Annotated in this window: 24 protein-coding genes; 15 read left to right on the top strand and 9 right to left on the bottom strand. The window is 52.3% G+C overall.

Features of this window, described 5'->3' with window-relative positions; genetic code table 11:
• The first annotated feature begins 11 nt into the window (after positions 1 to 11).
• Together recF and gyrB are read left to right on the top strand one after the other, a co-directional pair.
• Positions 12 to 1,118 carry a DNA replication/repair protein RecF gene (recF, locus tag Q8A57_RS07215; RefSeq protein ID WP_305170323.1) on the top strand — a complete coding sequence of 369 codons (1,107 nt, stop codon included), beginning with the start codon at positions 12 to 14 and terminating at the stop codon, positions 1,116 to 1,118.
• A gap of 39 nt (positions 1,119 to 1,157) precedes the next feature.
• The gene (gene gyrB, locus Q8A57_RS07210) at positions 1,158 to 3,575 is read left to right on the top strand and encodes a DNA topoisomerase (ATP-hydrolyzing) subunit B (RefSeq protein ID WP_305170322.1); all 2,418 of its coding nucleotides are present in this window, start codon (positions 1,158 to 1,160) and stop codon (positions 3,573 to 3,575) included.
• 74 nt (positions 3,576 to 3,649) lie between these two features.
• Here the strand turns inward: gyrB and Q8A57_RS07205 are convergent, their stop codons facing one another.
• The 5 genes from Q8A57_RS07205 to glyQ form a co-directional block, all read right to left on the bottom strand.
• On the bottom strand, positions 3,650 to 3,823 hold the full coding sequence (locus Q8A57_RS07205; RefSeq protein ID WP_305170321.1) for a hypothetical protein: 174 nt from the start codon (positions 3,821 to 3,823) through the stop codon (positions 3,650 to 3,652).
• An 82-nt stretch (positions 3,824 to 3,905) separates the two neighbouring features.
• Complete coding sequence (locus Q8A57_RS07200) at positions 3,906 to 4,631, bottom strand: lysophospholipid acyltransferase family protein (protein WP_305170320.1); 726 nt, start codon at positions 4,629 to 4,631, stop codon at positions 3,906 to 3,908.
• 1 nt (position 4,632) lies between these two features.
• Entirely contained in the window at positions 4,633 to 5,196 is a 564-nt protein-coding gene (gene gmhB / locus Q8A57_RS07195; RefSeq protein ID WP_305170319.1) for a D-glycero-beta-D-manno-heptose 1,7-bisphosphate 7-phosphatase, read from the bottom strand.
• Between the two features lie 3 nt (positions 5,197 to 5,199).
• Complete coding sequence (glyS, locus tag Q8A57_RS07190; protein WP_305170318.1) at positions 5,200 to 7,287, bottom strand: glycine--tRNA ligase subunit beta; 2,088 nt, start codon at positions 7,285 to 7,287, stop codon at positions 5,200 to 5,202.
• Positions 7,284 to 8,234, bottom strand: coding sequence for a glycine--tRNA ligase subunit alpha (gene glyQ / locus Q8A57_RS07185; protein WP_305170317.1), 951 nt, complete (start codon positions 8,232 to 8,234; stop codon positions 7,284 to 7,286). Before glyQ ends, glyS begins: the two co-directional genes overlap by 4 nt.
• A gap of 172 nt (positions 8,235 to 8,406) precedes the next feature.
• Between glyQ and Q8A57_RS07180 the strand changes: the two genes are divergently transcribed.
• From Q8A57_RS07180 to Q8A57_RS07155, 6 genes are all read left to right on the top strand, one after another.
• Positions 8,407 to 9,045 (top strand): DUF2959 domain-containing protein, encoded by a 639-nt coding sequence (locus Q8A57_RS07180; protein ID WP_305170316.1) that lies wholly within the window; start codon positions 8,407 to 8,409, stop codon positions 9,043 to 9,045.
• A gap of 32 nt (positions 9,046 to 9,077) precedes the next feature.
• Entirely contained in the window at positions 9,078 to 9,989 is a 912-nt protein-coding gene (gene cysK / locus Q8A57_RS07175; RefSeq protein ID WP_305170315.1) for a cysteine synthase A, read from the top strand.
• 109 nt (positions 9,990 to 10,098) lie between these two features.
• Positions 10,099 to 10,998, top strand: a complete 900-nt coding sequence (locus tag Q8A57_RS07170; protein ID WP_305170314.1) for an MBL fold metallo-hydrolase — start codon at positions 10,099 to 10,101, stop codon at positions 10,996 to 10,998.
• 5 nt (positions 10,999 to 11,003) lie between these two features.
• On the top strand, positions 11,004 to 11,570 hold the full coding sequence (locus tag Q8A57_RS07165) for a GNAT family N-acetyltransferase (RefSeq protein WP_305170313.1): 567 nt from the start codon (positions 11,004 to 11,006) through the stop codon (positions 11,568 to 11,570).
• On the top strand, positions 11,571 to 12,359 hold the full coding sequence (locus Q8A57_RS07160) for a ceramidase domain-containing protein (RefSeq protein ID WP_305170312.1): 789 nt from the start codon (positions 11,571 to 11,573) through the stop codon (positions 12,357 to 12,359).
• Positions 12,360 to 12,436: 77 nt separating this feature from the next.
• A complete protein-coding gene (locus Q8A57_RS07155; protein ID WP_305170311.1) occupies positions 12,437 to 12,691 on the top strand; it encodes a GrxA family glutaredoxin in 255 nt (84 codons plus the stop codon).
• 12 nt (positions 12,692 to 12,703) lie between these two features.
• Here Q8A57_RS07155 and Q8A57_RS07150 read toward each other — a convergent pair whose 3' ends face one another.
• From Q8A57_RS07150 to Q8A57_RS07140, 3 genes are read right to left on the bottom strand one after another with little or no spacing between them, the layout of a single operon-like run.
• Entirely contained in the window at positions 12,704 to 13,120 is a 417-nt protein-coding gene (locus Q8A57_RS07150) for an acyl-CoA thioesterase (RefSeq protein ID WP_305170310.1), read from the bottom strand.
• A gap of 22 nt (positions 13,121 to 13,142) precedes the next feature.
• Complete coding sequence (locus tag Q8A57_RS07145; protein ID WP_305170309.1) at positions 13,143 to 14,534, bottom strand: TRAP transporter large permease; 1,392 nt, start codon at positions 14,532 to 14,534, stop codon at positions 13,143 to 13,145.
• Positions 14,534 to 15,091 carry a TRAP transporter small permease subunit gene (locus tag Q8A57_RS07140; protein ID WP_305170308.1) on the bottom strand — a complete coding sequence of 186 codons (558 nt, stop codon included), beginning with the start codon at positions 15,089 to 15,091 and terminating at the stop codon, positions 14,534 to 14,536. The genes Q8A57_RS07145 and Q8A57_RS07140 overlap by 1 nt, the downstream gene beginning before the upstream one ends.
• A 221-nt stretch (positions 15,092 to 15,312) precedes the next feature.
• Here Q8A57_RS07140 and Q8A57_RS07135 point away from each other — a divergent pair, with 221 nt between their 5' ends.
• From Q8A57_RS07135 to Q8A57_RS07105, 7 genes are all read left to right on the top strand, one after another.
• Positions 15,313 to 16,398, top strand: a complete 1,086-nt coding sequence (locus Q8A57_RS07135; RefSeq protein WP_305170546.1) for a substrate-binding domain-containing protein — start codon at positions 15,313 to 15,315, stop codon at positions 16,396 to 16,398.
• 107 nt (positions 16,399 to 16,505) lie between these two features.
• Positions 16,506 to 17,894: a phosphate ABC transporter permease subunit PstC gene (gene pstC / locus Q8A57_RS07130; protein WP_305170307.1), complete on the top strand. Its 1,389-nt coding sequence runs from the start codon at positions 16,506 to 16,508 to the stop codon at positions 17,892 to 17,894.
• Positions 17,887 to 19,173, top strand: coding sequence for a phosphate ABC transporter permease PstA (gene pstA / locus Q8A57_RS07125; RefSeq protein ID WP_305170306.1), 1,287 nt, complete (start codon positions 17,887 to 17,889; stop codon positions 19,171 to 19,173). Before pstC ends, pstA begins: the two co-directional genes overlap by 8 nt.
• Positions 19,174 to 19,272: 99 nt before the next feature.
• A complete protein-coding gene (gene pstB, locus Q8A57_RS07120) occupies positions 19,273 to 20,070 on the top strand; it encodes a phosphate ABC transporter ATP-binding protein PstB (RefSeq protein ID WP_305170545.1) in 798 nt (265 codons plus the stop codon).
• A gap of 12 nt (positions 20,071 to 20,082) precedes the next feature.
• Positions 20,083 to 20,775 (top strand): phosphate signaling complex protein PhoU, encoded by a 693-nt coding sequence (gene phoU / locus Q8A57_RS07115; protein WP_305170305.1) that lies wholly within the window; start codon positions 20,083 to 20,085, stop codon positions 20,773 to 20,775.
• A 111-nt stretch (positions 20,776 to 20,886) separates the two neighbouring features.
• Positions 20,887 to 21,543, top strand: coding sequence for a carbonate dehydratase (can, locus tag Q8A57_RS07110; RefSeq protein WP_305170303.1), 657 nt, complete (start codon positions 20,887 to 20,889; stop codon positions 21,541 to 21,543).
• A gap of 34 nt (positions 21,544 to 21,577) precedes the next feature.
• Positions 21,578 to 22,345: an enoyl-CoA hydratase/isomerase family protein gene (locus Q8A57_RS07105; protein WP_305170302.1), complete on the top strand. Its 768-nt coding sequence runs from the start codon at positions 21,578 to 21,580 to the stop codon at positions 22,343 to 22,345.
• Positions 22,346 to 22,354: 9 nt separating this feature from the next.
• Here Q8A57_RS07105 and putA read toward each other — a convergent pair whose 3' ends face one another.
• On the bottom strand, positions 22,355 to 25,492 hold the full coding sequence (putA, locus tag Q8A57_RS07100; protein ID WP_305170301.1) for a bifunctional proline dehydrogenase/L-glutamate gamma-semialdehyde dehydrogenase PutA: 3,138 nt from the start codon (positions 25,490 to 25,492) through the stop codon (positions 22,355 to 22,357).
• Positions 25,493 to 25,502 lie beyond the last annotated feature (10 nt).

Raw genomic sequence — 25,502 nt, 5'->3', positions numbered from 1 at the left:
TGTAGCACACTATGCCCCTGACAAAACTGGATGTTAGCGGCTTGAGAAATCTCAAGCCGATCCAGCTCCATCTCAGCCCAACACTCAACCTGTTTTACGGTAGCAACGGAAGTGGTAAAACCAGTCTTCTGGAGGCTGCCTTTTTACTGGGGCGAGGGCGCTCATTTAGAAATCGACAAATTCAGGCAGTGATCAATGAGGGCCAGACCGAGTGTACGGTCTTTGGTCTGTCGAGGGAGTCGAGTGGCAGGGAAATTCCTCTAGGTGTAACACGCTATCGGCAAGGTAGTGGAATCTTCAAAGTGGGCGGGGTATCAGTCAATACGGCATCATCACTTGCAGAGGCTCTCCCCATTCTGCTGATCAACCAGGATGGTTTTAATCTGCTGGAGGGCTCACCGCAACATCGCCGTCGCTTCCTTGATTGGGGTGTGTTCCACGTGGAACAAGGCTATCAGCGACAGTTTCAACGATTCCAGCGCACCCTTAAGCAACGCAATTCACTCCTTCGGCATGTTAGAATAGACACTGATTTACTGGCTACTTGGGACAAAGAGCTTGTCGATTCTGCGGAGCAGATAACCGCGGCAAGAGAAGGTTACCTAGAGCGACTTCTTCCTGTGTTGAATGATGTGTTGCAGGAGCTGTCGCCAGAGTTGCAGGATATCAGGTTTGCGCTGTTCAAGGGTTGGGATGAAGATAAGACCCTATCAGAGATTCTGTTGGAAGACCGAAGTCGAGACCAGCAGTTTAAGACAACGCATCACGGGCCACACCGGGCAGATTTGAGAATACGTATAGATAGACATAATGCCAGTGATGTACTGTCCAGAGGACAATTAAAAATACTGGCTATAGCCATGTTGGTTGCTCAGGGGTACTTGTACCACCAGAAAACGGGGCGGCATGGCTTATATCTAATAGATGATTTAGCAGCGGAATTGGATTTGAGGCACCGCATGTTAGTGACCCGGCTGCTAGGGCGGCTTGGGGCGCAGGTGTTTATAACAGGTGTCGACAAACACGTATTGTTGGGGTTGTGGGAAGGGTCGCCGCCACAGGCCATAAAATTGTTCCACGTGGAACAGGGTGAAATCACGGAAGAGGCTGGTGATTGAGCCCATATTCGGGCTATTAATGTCGTTACAGGACAAACCATGAGCGAAGAACAGAATTACGACTCGTCCAGTATCAAGGTCCTAAAGGGTCTCGATGCGGTAAGAAAGCGGCCAGGAATGTACATCGGTGATACTGATGATGGCACAGGCCTGCACCATATGGTGTTCGAAATAGTCGATAACTCTATCGATGAGGCGTTAGCCGGTCATTGCACAGAAATCAGAGTTATCATTCACCCGGATGAGTCAGTCACGGTGGTTGATAATGGCCGTGGTATACCCACAGAGATTCACGAAGAGGGGGTGTCTGCGGCAGAAGTCATTATGACGGTGCTTCATGCTGGTGGTAAGTTTGACGATAATACTTACAAAGTATCAGGTGGCTTACATGGTGTTGGTGTTTCGGTAGTAAATGCGCTGTCCTCTGTGTTGCGTCTCACTATCCGTCGTGGAGGTAATGTTTACGAACAAACCTATCATCACGGCGTACCCCAGGAACCATTGAAAATTGTTGGCGAAACCAAAGAAACTGGCACTGCGATTCACTTTATCCCCTCACCAGAGACTTTCAGCAACATCAAATTTCACTTTGAAATGCTCGCTAAACGGCTCAGGGAGCTGTCTTTCCTGAATTCAGGCGTGCGCATTGTGCTAATGGATGAGCGCACAGGAAAAGAAGATGTGTTTGAGTATGAGGGAGGTCTGAAAGCCTTCGTTGAGTACCTGAACGTTAACAAAAATACCATCAACCAAGTCATGCACTTCGATATGCAGCGGGATGACGGTATTGGTGTGGAAGTTGCCCTGCAGTGGAATGACAGCTTTCAGGAAAATATTTTCTGCTATACCAATAACATCCCTCAGAGAGATGGTGGTACTCACTTGGCAGGATTTCGTGCCGCGCTGACACGCTCCCTGAATAACTACATAGAAAAGGAAGGTATTGGCAAAAATGCCAAGGTCAGCACTACGGGGGATGATGCACGCGAAGGTTTAACCGCGATTATCTCTGTCAAAGTGCCGGATCCGAAATTCTCGTCACAGACCAAGGACAAACTGGTCAGTTCTGAGGTAAAAACCGCTGTAGAACAGGAAATGGGCGCCCAGTTTGGCGATTACCTGCTGGAAAATCCCCAGGATGCGAAAAGTGTTGTAACCAAAATGGTTGAAGCAGCTCGCGCTCGGGAAGCCGCCCGTAAAGCCCGTGAAATGACGCGCCGCAAAGGTGCTCTGGATATCGCAGGGTTGCCGGGTAAGTTGGCAGACTGCCAGGAAAAGGATCCGGCATTGTCAGAGCTTTATCTGGTGGAGGGTGATTCTGCAGGTGGGTCTGCCAAGCAAGGGCGGGATCGACGCACACAGGCGATTCTGCCTTTGAAAGGTAAGATTCTGAACGTAGAAAAAGCCCGTTTTGACAAGATGCTGTCCAGTGCAGAGGTGGGAACACTGATTACTGCTCTGGGTTGCGGCATCGGGGCTCAGGAATTTAACCCAGAAAAACTTCGTTATCACACCATTCTGATCATGACCGATGCCGATGTGGACGGCTCTCATATTCGCACGCTGTTGCTGACGTTCTTTTTTAGACAGATGCGGGAGCTAGTGGAGCGTGGTCATATCTACATTGCCCAGCCGCCCCTCTACAAGATCAGCAAAGGTAAGCAGGAGCAATATCTTAAGGATGATCAGGCACTTACAGACTTTCTCACCCAGTCAGCACTGGAAAATGCCAGTTTGCACGTCAGTGCTGAGGCGCCGGGAATTAGCGGTACTGTTCTGGAGTCACTGGTGACGGAATACCGCCGTGTGATGAGTATTATTGAGAGAATGTCCCGGGTTTATCCAGAGGGAGTATTACACAAAATGGTGTACTTGCCGGCTCTGGATACGCAGGCCCTGTCAGACCGCGCAACTGTTGCAAAGTGGTGCAGTGAGCTGTCTGCCAGCTTGGAGCTGGATAATATTGCCGGAGGACACCGTTATCGAGTGGAAGTGGAGGAAGATACTGAACGGCATATCTACCGGCCATCTATCGAAATTACGGCACATGGCGTACCAACCACGTATCGTATCAGCCATGACTTTTTTGCTTCCGGCGAATATGCCGCTATTCGATCATTGGGGGAGAAACTCCAGGGGTTGTTAGAGGAGGGTGCCTACGTTCAACGCGGTGAGCGTAGTAAACCCGTGAGCAGCTTCAGTGAGGTGATCAACTGGTTAATGCAGGAATCCCGGAGGGGTTACAATATTCAGCGCTATAAAGGTCTGGGTGAGATGAACCCGGAGCAGTTGTGGGAAACCACCATGAACCCTGAAACCCGCAGAATGTTGCGGGTGACCGTGGAAGATGCCATAGCGGCAGATCAGATGTTCAATACCCTAATGGGTGACCAGGTAGAACCGCGTCGAGAATTTATTGAGAGCAATGCGCTTCTTGTGACGAATCTTGACGTCTAACCCATTGATATAAATAAAAAAACCGGCTTAAAGGCCGGTTTTTTTATGACGGGATGTATACTTGTCAGCAAGGATTACTCTTCACGCTGACGCCAGAGATCACCATCGGATTTACGACGACCCTTACCCTGCCGGCGATCGTCCTTGCTTGGCTCAAAACGAATATCTTCACGCCGATCTGTTTTTTTTCGACGTTGGTCGGAGCGGCGTTCTGGGCCTGTGTAAGTACCATTATCTAACGGTGACATAGGTTTTCTCTCCCTGAATATTATTGATACAGTCTAGGCTAACCCGCTAACACCCGCCATATACAGAACGTTATCTTGGCTATTAACGCACATCAAGCCTGTCTTGCTGCCCTTCGATCCATTCTTTCACTTCTTCGGTAAGCGCCTGGCTTTCCTTATCGGTAGTGCTGATAGGCTTGCCAATGACGACATGAACCACACCGGAACGCTTCAGTAACTGATGAGATGGCCAGCAGTATCCGGCATTGTGGGCAATGGGGACGACAGGGACCTTGGAGGCAATGGCCAGTGCCGCACCGCTGCGTCCGTATTTCCCTACTTTGCCGTAAGGGGTGCGCGTGCCCTCGGGATAAATCACAACGCGATTACCTTCGGAAATACGCTGTTTTCCCTGTTGCATCACCTGAACCATGGCTTGCCTGGGATTGCTGCGATCAATAGCGATGGGGTGCATAAGGCGAATACCCCAACCAAAAAAAGGGATTTTCAGCAGTTCCTGCTTCAATATGGTACTAACTGGCATAAACAGGCGCTGCAGGAAAAAGGTTTCCCAGGTGGACTGGTGCTTGCTGAGTACAACACAGGGGCCATCGGGAATGTTTTCCAGGCCCTCTACTTTGATTTTTACCCCGCAGGTCAGACTCAGGGAACGAACAATCAGCATACCGGCGGTCGTCAGCATGCGATGACGGTTTATGTAACTGAGGAAAGGTCCAGACAGGGAAGACAAAACACCGAAAAAAATAACGATCAGAAAATACAGCACATAAAAGCAAATGGAGCGCAGATACATGATGGGTGTATTCATGTTAGCTGTCCTGTGTTGTCTCAAGCAGGTTGGTGACGGCAGCCGACAGGTCGTCAAAAACCGGCGCAGTTGCCAGTTCGGATTCGGGCTGTTGTGCCAACTTGCTTTCCGTTGCTGCGCCCTTGCCGGTTCTGACCAAAATCGGAGAGCAGTGGTATTTGAGTCCGGCTTGCAGATCCCGCAGGCTATCGCCGATTAATGGCACACCAGCGAGGTCTGTAGAAAACTCCTCTGCAATTGCAGCCAGTAAACCAGGGGCCGGTTTGCGACAGAGGCACTGGTCATCTGGCGTATGTGGGCAATAAAAAATGCCGGATAACTCGCCGCCCTGTTCCAGTACCAGCTCGTTCAGTCGGGCGTGCATGGCTTCCAGCTCGTCAAGGTCAAACAGGCCGCGACCAATGCCGGACTGGTTGGTGGCAACCACCACGGTATAGCCGGCATTGGAAAGACGAGCGATGGCTTCGATACTGCCGGGGATCGGCACCCATTCTTCCAATGATTTAATGTAGTTGTCGGAGTCCTGATTAATGACACCGTCCCGATCGAGAATAATAAGCTTCATGGCTTACTTGGCGGGAACCAGCAGTGAAATATCTGCCACTTCCAGGAACAGTTCCCGCAGCTGCTGTAGCAACACCAGACGGTTATTGCGAACAGCAACATCATCCACCATGACCATCACGTCATCAAAGAAGCGATCCACAGGTTCCCTGAGGGAGGCCAGCTTTTTCAGGGCATCGGTATAGTCGCGGGTCTTCAGTAGAGGTTTAACCTGATTACTGAGTTCCACCAGTGTTTTTGCCAGTACCTGCTCAGCAGGATCATTGAGCAGCGTGTTATCAATGGCCGTGTTGTTAAATGCCGTGTCCTGTTTGGTAAGAATATTGGAAACGCGTTTGTTCGCAGCGGCCAATGCCTGTGCTTCCGGAAGCTGGTTGAAGGCATTAACAGCCTGTACCCGCAGGTGAATATCCAGGGGGTTACTGAGCTGGCGTGCTGCAACGGACAGGAAAACTTCTACGGGGATAGACTCATCTTCGTACCAAGCGCGGAAGCGGTCAACCATGTAAGTAAGTACTTGCTCTACGACTTTATCAGAGCCCGTCTTGATTGATGGTAAATCGTGAGCCGAAGCGGCAAGGGTTAGGGCCGTGCGCAAATCCAGGTCCAGTTTTTTCTCAACCAGAATGCGCAGCACACCCAGGCTGGCACGACGCAGGGCGAAAGGGTCGCGGGAGCCAGTCGGTGGCTGGCCAATACCGAAGATGCCAACCAATGTGTCCAAGCGATCGGCGATGGCCAGTGTAGCACCGGTGGCTGTTTGCGGCAGTTGGTCACCGGCGAAGCGGGGCAGGTACTGTTCCAGTAATGCTTCCGCTACCTCGGCATGTTCGCCATCATTAACGGCATAGTAGCGCCCCATGATGCCTTGCAAATCATCAAATTCGCCGACCATTTCGCTGACCAAATCCGACTTGCACAACTGGGCAGCGCGGGCCGCCAGTTTTGGATCGGCACCGGTGCTGCCAGCCAGCGATTCAGCCAGTCGGGCTACCCGCTCTGTTTTGTCATACAGCGTGCCGAGTTGCGCCTGGAAGACAATGGACTTGAGGGCATCCCGGCGTGATTCCAGAGATGTTTTGCGATCAGTGTCATAGAAGAAGGCGGCATCGCTGAGCCGTGGACGGATCACGCGCTCATTGCCATCCACCACTTGTGCGGGATCGCGACTCTCAATGTTTGCCACCGTGATAAACAGAGGGAGCAAATTATCCTCAGCATCTACTGCATGAAAGTATTTCTGGTGCTCTTTCATGGAAGAAATCAGTGCTTCAGGCGGTACTTGCAGGAAGCGTTCTTCAAAGCGACCCACCAGCGGAATCGGCCATTCATTCAGCGCGGTGACTTCATCCAGCAAACTGTCATCGATGACTGCGTTACCGCCGGCTTCTTTGGCGGCGATAGTAACGCCTTTCCGGATCAGTTCACGGCGTTCGGAAAAGTCCGCAATCACGTAGGCACTGCGCAACTGTTCCGCGTAGCTTGAGGGAGAATCAATGGTAATGGCTGCCGGTGCGTGAAAACGGTGTCCGCGGGTTTGCTGCCCGGCATCGAGGCCGAGAACTTTCGCTGGCACCACGCGGTCGCCCAACAACATCAGCACCCAATGAACCGGCCTGACAAATTCTTCGCGGCGGGCACCCCAGCGCATGCGTTTCGGAATAGGCAGGGCAGCCAGGGCTTTTTCCACGATAGTACCGAGAAGGGATTCAGTGGCTTCGCCTGCCTGGGTGGCGCGGTGACATAGCTTGTCCTGCTTGCCATCGTTCTCCACTTTGCTGGAAAGTTCGTCAATAGCAATGCCGTTTTTACTGGCAAAGGCTTCGGCGGCACGGGTTGGCTGGCCATCCTTGAAGGCAACATTGACCGGTGGACCCCAGGCGATGATTTCCTGGGTCGGAGTTTGTTCATCCAGTGCTTTGATGCAGAGAGCCAGTCGACGGGGTGCGGCGTAACTTGTTACCTCTCCAAAGGTCAGCTCGCGTTCTGAAAGCTGGGCGAGGATTTCATCGCGAAAAGCTTCAGATAGGCTCAGCAGCGCCTTGGGTGGCAGTTCTTCGGTACCAATTTCAACCAGAAAATCAGCGCTCATATCTTAACCTCCGCAGCCAGACGGGTAACTTCTTCTGCCAGGGCCTTAGGCGCCAGAGGGAAGCCTAGGGCAAGGCGTGAATCAAAATAAGCCTGTGCTACGGCGCGGGCCAAGGTGCGAACCCGCAGAATAAAACGCTGGCGCTCGGTGACTGAAATAGCGTGGCGAGCATCCAGCAGGTTAAACGCGTGGGAGGCCTTCATAACCATTTCGTATGCCGGTAAGGGCAGTCCCTTTTCAATCAACCGCTGACTTTCCTGTTCGTAGACATCGAAACTCTTGAACAGAAAATCGACATTGGCTTCCTCAAAGTTGAAGGTGGACATTTCTACTTCATTTTGGTGAAACACATCGCCGTAGGTGACATCGCCCTCAGGGCCATGGGTCCACACCAGATCATAGATACTGTCCACACCCTGCAGGTACATGGCAATACGCTCCAGACCATAGGTGATTTCACCGGTGACCGGGTAGCATTCCAAACCGCCAACTTGTTGAAAGTAGGTGAACTGGGTAACTTCCATGCCGTTTAGCCAGACTTCCCAGCCCAGACCCCAGGCGCCCAGGGTTGGTGATTCCCAGTTGTCCTCAACAAAGCGGATATCGTGAATGGCGGTATCAATACCCAGCATGCGAAGCGACTCAAGGTACAGGTCCTGAATATTGTCGGGGGACGGCTTGAGTACTACCTGGAATTGGTAATAGTGCTGCAGCCGGTTGGGATTTTCACCGTATCGGCCATCGGTGGGACGGCGACAGGGCTGAACATAGGCGCTATTCCAGGTTTCCGGCCCGATAGCCCTTAAAAAGGTAGCGGGATGAAATGTGCCGGCACCCACTTCCATGTCCAGTGGTTGCAGAATGACACAGCCATGCTGAGCCCAGAATTGTTGCAGGGCCAGAATCAGCCCCTGAAATGTTGAAACGTCCGCTGATGCCTGTGACACCTGGCTTCCCCTATTGGCGTGCAAAGCTGGCAATTATAAGGCTGCAACCCACGAATAGTAAGGGGTTTCCCCCCTGTTCGCTGACCGGATGTGGGATTGATGCTGGTGGATTGGTATGGTGTTCGGTAATGGTAGAAAATAACGTGGACTGTAGATCAAGGAAGTATGACGAGTGAAAAAAATCTGGTGTGTCTTTTTTCTGTTTTTCACCCTGCTCGGTTGCGAGTCAGCCTATTACAGCGCATGGGAAAAGGTGGGCGTTCACAAGCGGGATATTCTGGTTGATCGGATAGAAGATACGCGAACGGCACAGGAAGATGCCCAAGAACAATTCCGGGATGCACTGGAACAGTATCGAGCCGTGGTTAACTTTGATGGCGGCGATCTGGAGCAACAATATACCCGCCTGGACAGTGAATATCAGGATAGCGTGGAAGCCGCGAACCTGATCTCAGAGCGCATCGCGGCGGTGGAAGATGTCGCTGAAGACCTGTTTGATGAATGGGAAGACGAGCTGCAGCTTATTGAGAACCGGACACTGCGTGAGGACAGTGCAAAAAAATTGCATGACACCCGGTATAAATACAAACACCTGCTGGCGGCCATGCGTCGCGCCGAGAAAAGTATCAAACCGGTGCTAACTGCCATGCGCGACCAGGTGCTTTATCTCAAGCACAACCTGAACGCCAGAGCGATAGATGCACTCAAGGGAGAGTTGAATAGCATCAGCGGCGATGTAAACCGACTTATTCTGGATATGCAGAAATCTATCGATGAGGCTAACCTGTTTATAGATAGAATCCAGAACTAACCCAGACATAACCAAACGCAGAGAACCACGGCATGAAATACAACAACATTCTCGAAACCATTGGCAATACGCCCCATGTACGCTTGGGAAAACTTTTTCCGGGGGATGTGAGCGTCTGGATGAAAGTGGAACGCTTTAATCCTGGCTCCAGCATCAAGGACCGGATCGGGCTGGCCATGCTGGAAGACGCGGAGGAGAAAGGCCTGATCAATAAGGATACGGTGATCATTGAGCCGACCTCCGGCAACACGGGCATTGGTCTGGCGCTGGCCTGCGCGGTGAAAGGTTACCGCCTGGTGCTGACCATGCCGGAATCCATGTCTGTTGAGCGGCGCCGATACCTCAAGGCGCTCGGCGCAGAACTGGTGCTGACACCCAAAGAGCTGGGTATGGGCGGTACTATTGCCAAAGCCAACGAGCTGTTGGAAGAAACACATAATGCCTGGATGCCACAACAGTTCAACAATCCCGCCAACGTCAAGGTACACCGGGAAACCACTGCGCAGGAAATTCTCGCTGATTTCCCCGAGGGCATCGATTATCTGATCACGGGTGTCGGTACTGGCGGTCATATTACCGGTTGCGCTGAAGTGCTGAAGGAAAAATTCCCCAATACACAGGTATTGGCGGTGGAGCCGGAGAAATCACCGGTCATCAGTGGCGGAGAAAAAGGGCTTCACCGCATTCAGGGTATTGGTGCCGGCTTTGTTCCCCAAGTACTCAACACGGACATTCTGGATGGGACGATTCTGGTTTCCGAGGAAGATTCTTTTGAAATGGCAAGGCGGTGTGCCAGGGAAGAGGGCATTTTCGTCGGCATCTCGTCCGGAGCCAGTTTGGCCGCTGTCAGTCAGAAACTGGCGGAGATTCCTCCTGGTAGTCAGGTGATGGTGTTCAGTTACGACACCGGTGAACGCTACCTATCCATAGAAGATCTCTTTTAGCGCCCGCCATCTGATCGTTAAAATCTAATAAGAAAAAGCCCCTTAACCCCGGGGCTTTTTTTATCGTTGGGACAAGCAGCAACTACAATTAATGGAAATGGAGTGATTTATGAGCAGGGTGCTGAAAACCTTTGTACTGGCGGCAGTGGTGAGTTGTGGAAACATGGCGCTTGCAGGCCATCACTGGGAAAACATCAACTTTGAGACCACCAGGGTTGGTGAAAATCTGTATGCCTTGATAGCAGAGGGCGGCAACCTCGGTGTGTCCATTGGAGAAGATGGCACGTTTCTGATTGACGATCAGTTTGCCCCGCTGACGCGCAAACTGTTGTGGCAGATCGGTGAACTGGGGGGTGGTACACCCAGGTTTCTGGTAAATACCCACTGGCATTTTGACCACACCGGGGGAAATGAAAACCTGGGTGCCGAAGGCACATTGATCATCGCACACGATAATGTCAGAAAGCTGCTTTCCCGTGACAACCATATCTCCGCCTTTAATCGGGATGTTCCGGCGCTCTCCAGTGAGGGCTTGCCGATGATTACCTTTAGCCACGATACGACGTTTCATCTCAATCAGGAAACCATCCACGTCTTCCATGTGGCCAATGCCCATACGGATGGCGATGCTGTGGTGCACTTCCAGCAGTCCAATGTGATTCACGCCGGGGATATCTGGTTCAACGGGTTCTACCCGTTTATTGATGTTGAACACGGCGGCAGCCTGGCAGGAGTTATCGCGGCTACCGAGCAGATCATTGCCCTCTCGGATGCACAGACAAAAATCATTCCCGGGCATGGGCCAGTGGGGAATAGGGCTGAACTGATGGCCTACCGAGATATGCTGGTCGGTGTTTTCAACACGCTCAGTGCGTTGCAAGCGGAGGGAAAATCACTGCAGGAGGTGATAGCCATGCACCCCATAAAATCTTACGAAGCAGAGTGGGGTGACGAGTTCCTGACAACGGAACAATGGCTTGGCATTATTTATAGTGGCTTGGGAAATTAAGAAAAATGCTGGAGTTTCGTGCCGCAAAGAAAGAAGACTGCCGAACAATTGCAGAGCTGTACAGTATTTCCTCTGATGGTGTAGCTGATTATATCTGGACTCAACTGGCGGAGGACAAAGAAAATGTTTATCACGTCGGACAGAGGCGTTATGAAAATGAAGACAGTGTCTTCAGCTATAAAAATTGTATTGTTGTTGAAAAAGATAAAAAAATAATTGGCATGTTGGTGGCATTTCCAATGATCAGTGATGGAGCTGTCTCCGATGATCCGGTGTTGGCACCCTATAGCCAGCTGGAATTCGACAACAGTTTCTATATTTGTGGAGTTGCGCTCTTTTCGGAATATCGTGGATTGGGTATAGGCACTGAACTAATGCAACTGGCTGAACAACAGGCAAAAATACGCAAGTTTAATATCCTGAGTCTGGTGGTATTTGAAGAGAATACGGATGCAGTCAGGTTATACGAAAAGCTTGGTTACAAGGAAGTTCAACGGGAGAAAATAGTGCCACACCCACTGATTCACTACACGGGTGATGCCATTTTAATGATAAAAAATTTGAGCAAATAAATGGCTGAAAAACTTCGATTATCAGGAATATTTTTTGTAGTTATATTTGTCCTGATAATAGCCATATTCTTTGCTGCAACAGATCCAATACCACAACCAGAAAATTACAATATTTTTTCAGATCAGAGAAATTTTTTTGGGATTAATCATTTTCTGAATATTATTTCCAGCCTACCCTTTTTAGTCATTGGAATGGTCGGTATTTATTTGGATAAAACTCGAAAACTGGTTCACGATAATTTTTCAACTACACCCGTTTACCAGATCTTTTTTTACGCTGTATTTTGTATCGGCCTGGGTTCCGGTTATTTTCATGCAGCGCCAGATAATGATCGATTAGTTTGGGACCGGTTGCCCATGAGTGTTGCATTCATGTCTCTGGCCTGTGGGTTGGTGTCAGAACATAGCCATCGCGCCTTGCAGCGGTGGTTGTATCCATTGATTCTGATCGGCGTTATGTCGGTTGGCTACTGGCATATCACGGAGCAGATGGGTCGTGGAGATCTGCGTGCCTATCTACTGGTACAGTTTCTTCCTCTGGTAGGTATACCGGTGATCATGTTGATGCAGCCATCCCGCTTCACCAGGTATGGGGATATTGTGTGGGTACTCTTCTGTTACCTACTGGCAAAATGCTTTGAGGCTTTCGATCGTGACATTTACCAATGGTCTGGGTTCGTCAGCGGACATACTCTGAAGCATCTGTTTGTGGCCTTGGGGTTGGCGGTGTTTTTAAGGATGCTTTTCTGTCGACGGGCAAAAAATAGCACTTGCCTATCAAAAGCATAAATTTAATCAAATGGAACTATGGAATGCAGAGGTTCTATAGTGACAGCTATTGATGACATACGAAGAGGAGGTTCATCATGCAGCGCTTCACAATTTTTGGACATGACGCATGTGGTTTCTGTCGCCAGGCGAAGGCGGTCATGGAGGCCAAAGAGCTGCCGTTCCGTTATGTCAATATTCATGAAGAAGGCATTACACCGGCCGACCTGGCGAAAACCATCGGCAAACCTGTGAACACCGTGCCGCAAATCTTTCATGGCGAAGAGTACATTGGCGGTTATCAGGAACTAACTAAATACCTGGAGACCCTGAAAGAGGAAAACGGGGCCTGATTAACCGCCTGGTTAGTCTTCCTTGCTACCCGAAAGCTGTTGATCCACCTTTCGGGTATTTCCATTTTCGTCAATGGCGACAAATACAAACTGGCCTTCGGTGACTTTGGCGGGTTCGTTTGTGGATTCGATGTTGATCCACACTTCCACATTGATGCTCATGGAGCTGCGCCCTACTTCCACCAGCTCACAGTAGCAACTGACGATGGCGCCAACGGGGACCGGGCGTAGAAAAGCCATTTCACTGATAGCTACCGTGGCGACTCTGCCCTTTGCAATACGTTGGGCCATAATGGCACTGCCAAGGTCCATCTGTGACATAAGCCAACCACCAAAAATATCACCGCTGGCGTTGGTATCCTTGGGCATGGCTATGGTTTGCAGGGTCAATTCCCCGCAGGGAGCGGGCGGTTGATTGATGGTGCTCACAGACAATTCCTCTTTTTATAGGTTATAAGTCAAACGTAATGCCATTGAAAATGGCATTGGGTAGCCATGTGGCGAGTCCCGGCCATAGCGCGAGCATCAATAAGAGTAGCAACTGAATAATAATGAAGGGGATCACACCGCGATAAATATCACTGGTTTTTACAGAAGCGGGCGCAACGCCGCGCAGATAAAACAGTGCAAAACCGAACGGTGGTGTCAGGAAAGACGTCTGCAGATTAATGGCGATCATAATGCCCAGCCAGACGGGGTCCAGCCCCATGGCTAGCAGAACCGGCGCCACGATGGGCACCACGACAAAGGTGATTTCAATAAAATCGAGAATAAACCCGAGCAGAAAAATCACCAGCATGACCACCAGCGTCGCGCCAATCACCCCCCCGGGGATGTGATCAAACAGATGTGCTACCAGTTCCTCACCACCGAAGCCACGAAACACCAGGGAAAAAACCGCTGCGCCAATCAGAATCAGAAACACCATGGCAGTAATTTCTGTGGTGGAACGGGTCACTTCCCTAAGGCGAGGCAGGTCAAGTTGCCCACGCCAGATGGCCAGTAGGGTTGCTCCCATTGCTCCGACACCTGCAGCTTCGGTAGGCGTGGCGGCCCCTTTCAGGATAGAACCGAGCACGGCAACAATCAGAATGACCGGAGGCAACAGACTGCGCAGTAACCGGGCGGCGCTAATTTGATGATCGTCGGTTGTAAACGCTACCGGAGCGGATGACGGTTTCAGCCGGGAAATAAACAGCAAGTAGCCGATATACATTGAGACCAGCACCAGGCCGGGAACAATGGCACCGACAAAAAGATCGCCAATGGAAACCGTCTTGGGTGTAAATATGCCCTGGCTCAATTGTGCCTGCTGGTAGGCACTGGAGAGGATATCCCCCAGTAAAACCAGTGCGATGGAAGGTGGAATAATCTGCCCTAGGGTGCCGGTTGCACAAATGGCACCGGTTGCCAGTGCCGGGTCGTAACCGCGTTTCAGCATGGTGGGTAAGGACATGAGTCCCATAGTGACCACCGTGGCCCCGACAATCCCCGTGCTGGCGGCCAGTAGCATACCCACAATCACCACGGAAATACCCAGGCCTCCCTTAAACTTGCCAAACAACAGGGCCATACTGTCCAGCAGGTCTTCGGCGAGTTTGGATTTCTCCAGCATCACCCCCATCAGTACAAACAACGGCACAGCGATCAGAGTGGTGTTGTCCATGGTGCCATACAGGCGGTTGGGGAGCGCATGCAGAAAGGACATGTCAAAGTGGCCACTGGCGCTGCCCACCAGTGCAAACAACAGCGCCGTGCCGGCGAGGGTGAGAGCGACGGGGTAGCCAGCCATCAGCACCAGGCAGACCACCGCAAACATGAACAGCGGTATGTATTCAGCCATCAGATCATCCCCTCATGCTGTGTGCCGGTATGGTCGCCACCGATACCACAGAAAAAGAGCAGATTTTTGATGAACTCAGCAATGCCCTGTAACAACAGGGTGACCGGCATAATCAGCAACAGGGTTTTTAGCAGGTAGACCCAGGGCAGGCCCCGGGCTTCTTTTGACACCTCACCAATGGCCCAGCTGCTGGCCACGTAATCCCAGCAAAAGATCAGAATCAGCAGAGAGACCGGAATCAAAAACAGTAGGGTGCCCAGTGCATCCACGAGAGCCTGGGTTCGGGCACTGAAGCGTTGATAAAGGATATCCACCCGTACATGACCACCCCGTTTCAGGGTGTAGGCCGCACCCAGCAGGAATAACAGGCTGTGCAGATAGGTCACCGACTCCTGTAAAGCGATAGAACCGGTTTCCAGAAAGTAGCGCATCACGACGATCACACAGGTAAACACCATCATGATCAGGGTTAGCCAGGCAATCAGTTGACCGGTTTTTTCGGTAAAGCAGTCGATGCCTCTGGCCATTGATTCCAGTAAGCGGATCGGTTTGGACATGGTAATTTTCAGCTCCCCAGCAACAGCTGCCCATTATAAGGGTATATATAAAGGGACACGAAGAAAGCCCGTTTGAGCTGAGAAAGCAGCTGTAACATAATTGTCATATTGTATTCATATAGTTGTCACGAAGTCGGAATAGCATGTCGTTCGATGTTTAACGATAAGCCTTGGAGGCAACAGTGAAAAACACCCAGAAATTAGCAATTGCCGGTGCCGTCATGGCACTGTCTATGGCCAGCACCACCGTGTTTGCCGCCGCCCGTGATTATGTGAGCATAGTCGGCTCCTCAACCGTTTACCCGTTTGCCACTGTAGTGGCCGAGCGTTTTGGCAAGTCTACCGGCAACCCCACACCTAAAGTTGAATCCACCGGTTCTGGTGGCGGCATGAAATTGTTCTGTGCCGGTGTAGGTACCCAGCATGCTGACATTACCAACGCGTCACGTCGTATCAAAAAATCAGAGTTCGAAATGTGCCAGGAAAACGGCGTAAAAGACATTATCGAAGTACAAATTGGTTACGATGGCATTGTTGTGGCCAACTCGGTTGATGCGCCACACATGAATCTGACCCGTAAGGATCTGTACCTGGCGCTGGCTGCACAAGTTCCCGGCCCAGATGGCAAGCTGATGGCCAACCCCTACAAAACCTGGAAAGAGGTTAACCCGACTCTGCCTGCGACCAAGATCGAAGTATTGGGACCGCCCCCAACTTCCGGTACCCGCGACGCATTTGCCGAGCTGGCAATGGAAGGTGGTGCGAAGAAGTATGCCGATCTGGCGACTCTGCGTGGTTCCAAAGACGAAGCGGAAATCAAATCGCTGATGGCTAAACTTGGTATCCCCGAGAATGCCTTTAACAAGAAAGGCAAAAAAGTATTCAAAGCTGTGGCTCACGCTATCCGTGAAGATGGTCACTACATTGAAGCCGGCGAAAACGACAACCTGATTATCCAGAAACTGGAAGCCAACCATGCAGCGCTGGGTATCTTCGGATTCTCTTTCCTGGATCAGAACAGCGACGTGGTTCAAGGCTCTACCATCGAAGGTGTGAATCCGGAGTTTGAAACCATTGCTGACAAGTCCTACAGCATCTCACGCCCACTGTTCTTCTACGTGAAAAAAGCCCACATCGGTGTTGTCCCCGGCATTGATGGCTACCTGGCAGAATTTACATCTGAAAAAGCCTGGGGTGAAGACGGCTACCTGGCGGAAAAAGGCATGATCCCGATGCCGGCAGCACTTCGCACTTCAATTGGTGCTGATGTGATTAACCAGAAGCCAATGACTGCAGATGGTTTGTAAGTTTCACATCGACAATACGTGGCTTCTCCCACAAGTTGATGAATTTGGGCCTGGCGCAAGTCAGGCCCTGTTTTTCTTTTTAACAGGTCCTTGTTGGTAACACCGCTATGCAGACAGCTAACCTGGTAATTGTCCTTCTTGCACTGAGTGCAGTGGCCTACCTACTGGCTCACAACCGTTCTGTCTCCCTATCTCGTCCTTTGGGCGGGATTCGGCATTTGCACTCCCTGCCTTTTTACTACGGAATGCGCGCGACGATCTGGTGTGCCTTGCCTGCAATCCTGTTGCTGGCACTATGGCTGATGTTCGATGACCCGGTCATCAGTGCGGCACTTCTGAATGGTCTGCCGGAAAGCCACCAACCGGTAACGGTGGCCGACCACAACCTGTTGCTTAACAGTATTGAAAATATTGCCAGTGGTGCACTGAGCCGTGAAGGGGCTGACCCTGTGCTGGTACATGCGGCCGACCAGTTGGCCAAAATGCGCAATATCGGAAGCTATCTGGCAACGGCCGTAGTGTTGTCACTCGGGGTGCTTGGACTTGGCTGGGGCTGGGTAAAAGTCTCCCCGCAACTGCGGGCCCGGCAGCAGGTCGAGAAAGTGTTCAAAATCATGCTGTTGTCATGCGCCTGCGTGGCGATTTTCACCACTCTCGGTATTTTGCTGTCGGTGTTGTTCGAATCCATGCGGTTTTTCAAAAGTATACCGGTGACAGACTTCCTGTTTGGCACCGAGTGGAGTCCGCAAATGGCCATTCGCGCCGACCAGGTGGGCTCTTCCGGTAGTTTTGGCGCCATTCCCCTGTTTGTGGGTACCTTGTTGATCTCCATGATTGCCATGCTAGTGGCGGTGCCAGTGGGCCTGATGTCAGCCCTTTACCTTGCGGAATATGCTTCCCCGAAGTTTCGTGGCCTGGCAAAGCCGACACTGGAAATCCTCGCCGGTATTCCCACCGTGGTGTACGGATTTTTTGCGGCACTCACTGTGGCGCCATTCCTTCGCCAGAGTGGCGAAAGTATGGGCCTTCAGGTTTCCTCGGAAAGTGCGCTAGCTGCGGGCTTGGTGATGGGGGTGATGATTATTCCTTTTGTTTCATCCCTGGCTGACGATGTGATCAACGCGGTGCCTCAAAGCCTGCGGGATGGCTCCCTCGGCCTTGGTGCCACCAAATCGGAAACCATCAAACAAGTGATATTTCCTGCTGCGCTACCCGGTATCGTGGGAGGCGTCCTACTGGCAGTTTCCCGGGCCATCGGTGAAACGATGATTGTAGTGATGGCGGCCGGACTTGCTGCGCAGCTCACACTGAACCCGCTGGAAACCGTGACCACCGTAACGGTACAGATTGTTACGTTGCTGGTGGGTGACCAGGAATTCGACAGTCCGAAAACACTCGCGGCCTTTGCGCTGGGACTAATGCTGTTCCTGGTAACACTGGTGCTCAACTTCATTGCCCTGCGCGTCGTTAAGAAATATCGGGAACAATATGACTGAGATAAAACGTTCACATGCTGAAACCATCCAGCGCAGCCTGAGCAAACGCTACCGTGCGGAAAAACGTTTTCGTGCCTATGGCATGATGGCCATCGCCTTTGGTCTGCTCTGTGTAGCCCTGCTATTCGTCGACATTATTGGCAAAGGTCACAAGGCCTTCCTGGAAACTTCCATCCAGGTTGATGTGACCTATGACGCGGAAGTGCTGGGTATCACGGACCTGCAGAACAAGCAGCAGGTAGCACTGGCGGATTTCCAGGGCCTGGTGAAAAAAGCCTTACAGAAAAGGTTTCCCGATGTCAGCAAGCGCAAGGAAAAGCGTGAGCTGTTCTCCCTGATAAGTAGTGGTGCCGGTTACGAGCTGCGTGAACGGCTACTCCGCCGCCCGGAATTGATGGGTCAGACAGAAACCCTGTGGCTGATAGCCGACGATGATGTCGACACCTATTACAAGAGCATCGGTAGCAAGGGCGGAGCCTTTACCGGACGGACCAGTGAATTGCGCCAGGGCTGGATTGACCAGTTGGAGCAGGATGGCGCTATCAGGCTGGGTTTCAATACCACCTTTTTCACCTCCGGTGATTCTCGGGAGCCGGAGCAGGCAGGTATTTGGGGCGCCGCCATGGGTTCATTGTTTACGCTGGTAGTTACCTTGACTCTGTCCTTTCCCATCGGCGTTTCGGCGGCCGTTTATCTGGAAGAATTCGCGCCAAAAAACCGCTGGACCGATCTGATTGAGGTCAATATCAATAATCTGGCAGCGGTCCCATCGATTATTTTTGGTCTGCTGGGTTTGGCTATTTTCATTAATTTTTTCCAGGTGCCGCGCTCGGTGCCGTTGGTGGGCGGTTTGGTGCTAACGCTGATGACCCTGCCTACCATCATTATTTCCAGTCGAGCGGCTATCAAGGCTGTGCCTCCCTCCATTCGTGAGGCCGCCATTGGTGTGGGTGCCTCTCCGATGCAGGTAGTGCTTCACCATGTTCTGCCACTGGCCATGCCCGGCATGTTGACTGGCGCCATTATTGGTATGGCTCAGGCACTTGGAGAGACAGCGCCCCTGCTAATGATTGGTATGGTGGCCTTTATTGTGGATATTCCGGGCGGGTTTACTGACCCGGCAACGGTGCTACCGGTGCAGATTTTCCTCTGGGCAGACAGCCCGGAACGCGCCTTTATTGAGAAGACCTCTGCAGCAATCATGGTATTGCTGGCATTTCTTATCATGATGAACACACTGGCCGTGGTGCTTCGGAAAAAACTTGAGCGCCGCTGGTAACCTATTCAGGACGGACTGATAATGGTGAGCAAATTGGTAACAGACACAGCAACAATGTTAGAAAAAAAGGCTACAGCCAAGCAGACCGGGCCGGATGCCATGGATTATCCCGAACAGGCCATTGGTGAGCCTTTCGTCAAAAATCCCAAAATGTCCATGCGCAACGTGGATGTGTTCTATGGGGATAAGCAGGCGATTTACAATGTCAATGTGGATATTGGCCAGAATGAAGTGATTGCCATGATTGGTCCTTCGGGCTGTGGTAAATCCACTTTCCTGCGCAGTATTAACCGTATGAATGACACGGTGGAAAGCTGTCGGGTTCATGGTGAATTGAGCCTGGATGGAGAAGATATTTACGCCGCCAAAATGGACCCGGTGGCACTGCGTGCAAGAGTCGGCATGGTGTTCCAGAAACCTAACCCGTTCCCTAAATCCATTTATGACAACGTCTCCTATGGCCCTCGTTTACACGGGTTGGCCAGTCGGCGTGCAGAGTTGGATGAAATTGTTGAAAATAGCCTGCGTCGAGCCGGTTTGTGGGAAGAAGTGAAAGATCGCCTGGATCAACCGGGCACAGGCCTGTCCGGTGGTCAGCAACAGCGTCTCTGTATTGCGCGTGCCATCGCTATCAGCCCGGAAGTGATCCTGATGGATGAGCCCTGTTCGGCACTGGACCCTATTGCCACTGCAAAAATTGAAGAGTTAATTGCCGAATTGTCAGAAAATTACACCATTGCCATTGTGACCCACTCAATGCAGCAGGCAGCCCGTGTTTCCCACCGCACGGCCTATTTTCACCTCGGACACTTGGTCGAAGTCAACGACACGGAAAAAGTCTTCACCGCACCGGAACATGCACTGACAGAAGCCTATATCACCGGGCGTTTTGGTTAACAGGAGCGATCAATGGACAAATTAAATCTCGACCAGCATATCTCCAGGCAATTCAATGAAGACCTGGAGGAAATCAAAACCAGCATGCTGGAAATGGGTGGCCTGGTGGAAATGCAGGTGGGTGATGCCATCCGCGCTCTGGAAGATGCGGACAGCCGATTGGCGGAAAGAGTGATTGAAGTGGAATCACGCATTGATGAAATGGAAATGGATATCGACGAAACCTGTACCACGCTGATCGCCCGCCGTCAGCCAGCGGCCAGCGATCTGCGACTGGTGACAGCAGTATCAAAAACCATCCGTGATCTGGAGCGCATAGGCGACGAGGCCCAGAAAATTGCCAAAATGGCCATCAAGCTCTCGGAGGAGGGTGAGGCCCCCCGGGGCTATACCGAAGTGCGGCATATCGGCAACTGCGTGCGCAAAATGCTTAATGATTCCCTCGATGCGTTTTCCCGGTTTGATGCCGAAGCGGCTATCGCGACCATGAAAGAGGACCGGCAGGTGGACATGGACTACAAGTCGGCATTGCGGGAAATGATCACTTATATGATGGAAGATCCTCGCAGTATTTCCCGATCCATGAATATTCTGTGGGCCTTGCGCTCACTGGAGCGCGTGGGTGATCATGCTAAAAATATCTGTGAACACATTGTTTACCTGGTACAGGGGCGGGATATCCGCCATCGGGGCCCAGACGCCTAGCAATAACCCTGTTTTCGCCAGACAAAAACCGGACAAATTGTCCGGTTTTTTTGTATTTCAATAGGTCGTAAACTGAGCCTCCCATCGATTGTCCTGCCTGGAGAAATCCCGTTGAAAGAATTGTTCAGAAAGAATATAGAGTGGGCTGAAGCCATGACTCAGGCAGATCCCACGTTTTTTGAGCGCCTATCCAAACAGCAGGCTCCAGAATATTTGTGGATCGGCTGTTCCGACAGCCGGGTACCCGCCAATGAAATTGTCGGTCTGATGCCTGGCGAACTATTTGTCCATCGTAATGTGGCCAACATCGTGGTTCACAGCGATCTCAACTGCCTGTCAGTGATGCAATATGCCGTGGAATATCTCAAGGTAAAACACGTGATAGTGTGTGGTCACTATGGCTGTGGCGGTGTTAAAGCGGCGGTTGAAAAACAACACCTCGGTCTGATCGACCACTGGCTACTGAATGTGCAGGATGTTCAGTACATCCATCAGACCTACCTCAGCGATGGTTGTGACAAGGACGCCATGATCAACCAGGTGTGCGAGCTCAACGTGATTGAAGGTGTGGTGAATGTTTCCAAAACCAACATCATCAAGGATGCCTGGGCACGCGGCCAGGAACTGACGGTGCACGGCTGGATCTACGGCATTGGTGATGGACTGCTGCGGGATCTGGAAGTTAATATTAATTGCCGCGAGGAAATCCGCAGCGTCTACCATGCAGCGGTGGAAAAAATTAAACACCGCTATGCAACATCAAGCTGAACACTCCTGAATCCTACATTGGGAAGGCTGTAAAATGAGTAATTCAGATGACCCGGTTTTATTATCCATGGATGGAGCGGTAGCCCGCATCCTTCTCAACAATCCCGCCAAACACAATTCGCTGACGGCCCAGGGCATTGACCTCTTTATCGACTGCCTGAATCGTGTGGAAGCCAACAAGAACATCCGCGTGCTGGTAATTACGGGCCAGGGTGAAAAAACCTTCTGTGCCGGTGCCTCTTTGGGGCAGATGTCTTCCGGTGATATGACGGGCGAAAAATTCGAAACCCTAACCGATCGATTGGCTGAGATGCCAATGCCGGTGGTCTGTGCGCTTAACGGCAGTGTCTACGGTGGCGGTTCCGAGCTAGGCCTGTGCTGCGATTATCGTATCGGTGTGCACGGCATGCGTCTCAAGGTGCCGGCAGCGGAAATCGGCCTCTGCTATCCCATGAACGGTATTCGCCGGTATGTGAAGCGGCTGGGTGTGACCACGGCCAAGCGCATTCTGATCTCTTCGGAAATACTGGAGTCGGAAACGCTGCTGCGGGTGGGTTACCTCACCCATCTGGTGCTTCAGGATCAGCTGGAGACGGAAACCATGAAGCTGGTGGAAAGTCTGTTGCCATTATCCCCGCTGACCGTTGCAACCATGAAGCAGCTTTGTGATCAGATGGCCGATGGCAATCTGGACCTGGCCAAGGCGCTGATTCAGATTGAGCGCTGTCATACCTCCGGTGATCTGAAAGAAGGATTACTGGCGCGTCGCGAGGGTCGTGACCCGACGTTTAGCAGTCGCTGATGGGCGGAGCTAATCGTCGGGTAAACCAAACAGTGCGGTATTTCCTCCTCGGGCGGTAATATTTTCACTGCGTACTTTTTCGATGGCGAACGCAGTCAGGTAATGAGGCCCGCCGGCTTTCGGGCCGGTTCCGGACAGGCCGCAACCACCGAAAGGCTGGCAGCCCACAACTGCACCCACCATATTACGATTGATATAGGTATTGCCCACCTGGGTGCGCTGGAATACCTGCTCGGCAAAGCCGCGGATTCGGCTGTGGATTCCCAGCGTCAGCCCGTAGCCGCAGGCATTAATCTGGTCGATTACCTCGTCCAGTGCTTCTGCCCGGTAACGGATCACATGCAGAATCGGGCCAAATACTTCTTCGTTTAACTGTGACAGATGCTCAATCTCGAACAGGTGAGGTGCCACAAAGTATCCGCTTAGGTTTGATGGGGGTGACAACCTGGCGAGCAGTTTGGCTTCTTTGGTCATTCGTTCAATGTGGGCCTGGAGTCTGTCCCGGGCCACCCGATCAATCACCGGGCCAATATCGGTACACAGCAAGCTCGGATCTCCCAACTGCAGTTCCTGCATCGCTCCGGTCAGTGTATGCAGAAGCGTATCGGCAATATCGTCCTGCACAAACAGCACACGAAGTGCTGAGCAGCGCTGTCCGGCACTGAGAAAGGCGGAGCGAATGATGTCATCAACGACCTGTTCTGGCAGCGCCGTGGAATCCACCAGCATGACATTCTGCCCACCGGTTTCAGCAATCAGGGGAACAATCGCCCCATTTCTCTCCGCCAGTGTGCGTTGAATGATATGGGCTGTGGCCGTTGAACCGGTGAACGCGACACCGGCAATGCGCGGGTCGGGTAAGAGAAGGTCGCCAAGTGCTTTGCCATCACCGGGCAATAGCTGAAGCACATCCCCTGGAACTCCCGCCCGGTGAAACAGTTGTGTGGCCAGCGCCGCCACCAAGGGTGTTTGACAGGCCGGTTTGGCGATCACTGCGTTGCCAGCAGCCAGTGCGGCGGTAACCTGTCCTGTAAAGATGGCCAGTGGAAAATTCCACGGACTGATGCAGAGAAACACACCGCGGCCATGGAGACTGAGCCGATTGTCCTCGCCGGTGGGCCCTGCCAGCGTGACTGGTTCGCCAAACTGTTGCCGGGCCTGGTGGGCATGGTAGCGGCAGAAATCAATCGCCTCTCGCACCTCGGCAATGGCATCGGCAAGGGTTCGACCGGCTTCTCGCACGATCAGTGTCACCAGAGAATAGAACGCTTCTGCCAGCACCGTCGCAACCCGCTCCAGTGTGTCGGCCCGTGCCCGGCCGCCCAGAAGGTCCCAGCGGGGTTGAGCCTGGCGCGCTGACTCAAGGGCATTCTCGACATCTTCGCCCGTGCTGTCGCTGGCGAAACCAATGGTTGTTCCATCAGCGGGGGAGTGCAGGGGTTGCAGAGATCCCGGTCGCAGCTGGCCATTAATGATGGGTCCGGCACGCCAATCAACGGTATCTGACTCTGATATGGCTTCGAGCAGGACGTTAACTTCCAGGGGATTGTTGAGGTCAATGCCAGGGGAATTGCTGCGGTGTGCCGCTGAATTCTGGTACAGGTCAACCGGCCTGGGTATATGGGGGTGCCTGCGGGTGGCCGACGATAGCACCTGAGGCAACAGGGGCTGCACCAGTTCCTCAACGGGGACCTTCTGGTCGAGCAGGCGGTTTACAAACGAACTGTTGGCGCCATTTTCCAGTAACCGTCTTACCAGGTAAGGTAGTAATTCCCGGTGCTGGCCCACCGGCGCATAAACCCGCACTGGAGGCATCTGGCCTCCCGCGTGCTCAAGGTGCTGCTGCAGTTGACGGTAGAGCAAATCACCCATGCCATGCAGCCGCTGCAATTCAAATCGAGCCTCACCCGCCAGTTGCAGTATGGCTGCGACCGTTTGCGCATTGTGAGTGGCGAACTGTGGATAGATGTAGTCGGGGCTGGACAGCAGCACGTTGGTGCAATGCAGATAGCAATAATCGGTATTCACCTTACGAGTGAATACCGGGTAATCAGCGAGGCCGGCTTCCTGGGCGAGTTTGATCTCGGTATCCCAGTAGGCACCCTTGACCAGTCTCACCATAAACTGGCGATGGGTATCCTTTGCCAGTTGGATCAGCCACTGGGCCACCAGTGGAGCGCGTTTCTGATAAGCCTGAAGCACAAAGCCAAGACCCTGCCAGCCCTGTAATGCCGGATCCCGTGCCAAGGCTTCAAAAAGATCCAGAGATAACTCCAGGCGAGAGGCTTCTTCTGCATCGATGCTGAGGCCAATCTGGTAGTTTCTGGCGGCCAGGGCCAGGGTGCGCAAGCGATCCAGTAGAACCGTCATAACGGTCTGGCGCTGACTGAACTGGTAGCGTGGGTGCAGGGCAGATAATTTCACGGAAATACCATCTGCCCGGTCGGGGGAGTCCCCACCACTCGCTTCGCCAAGTTGCCGAATGGCCTCTGCATACGCCTCAAAATAGCGCTTGGCGTCGGCCTCGGTTCTGGCGCCCTCGCCAAGCATATCGAAGGAGAAGCGTACACAGACGGATGATTCCCTGTGGCCTCGAGACATGGCCTCCGGGAGCGTGCGTCCCATTACATACTGGCTACCCATGATCCGCATGGCTTGTACCATGGCTTTCCGGACCACTGGCTCTCCAAGGCGGTTGACCAGCCGTTTCAGCCACCCGGGTGGATCTTCCGTGATCTCTTGCTCCAGGGTTAATACGTCGCCCGTTAACATCAACCCCCACACAGAGGCGTTAACAAACAGGGACTCGGAGTGCCCTCGGTGGCTGGCCCAGTCCCCTTCTCGCAATTTTTCCGCGATCAATTTATCCGCGGTGGCCTCGTCGGGAACCCGCAACAGAGCTTCGGCCAGGCACATCAGGGCGATGCCTTCGCGGTTTGACAGCCCAAACTCCTGAAGAAACGATTCCAGCGTACCCTTACGCTGTTCATCCTTGCGGCAGGCAGCGACAAGTTGGCGGGCCATGGCCAGAGACGCCTGCTGTTGCTGATCATCCATCACGGTTGAAGCGATCAGCTCATCAACACAGGCCTGTTCGTCAGCACAGGTCGCTGCTTGTATCCGGGTTCTGAGATCAGTGAGAGACATACGTGCCCAT

This window comes from Porticoccus litoralis, assembly GCF_030676955.1.
GTDB lineage: Bacteria > Pseudomonadota > Gammaproteobacteria > Pseudomonadales > Porticoccaceae > Porticoccus > Porticoccus litoralis.
The sequence above is the reverse complement of the archived record's forward strand: the minus strand, read 5'-3'. Positions and strand labels throughout refer to the sequence as shown.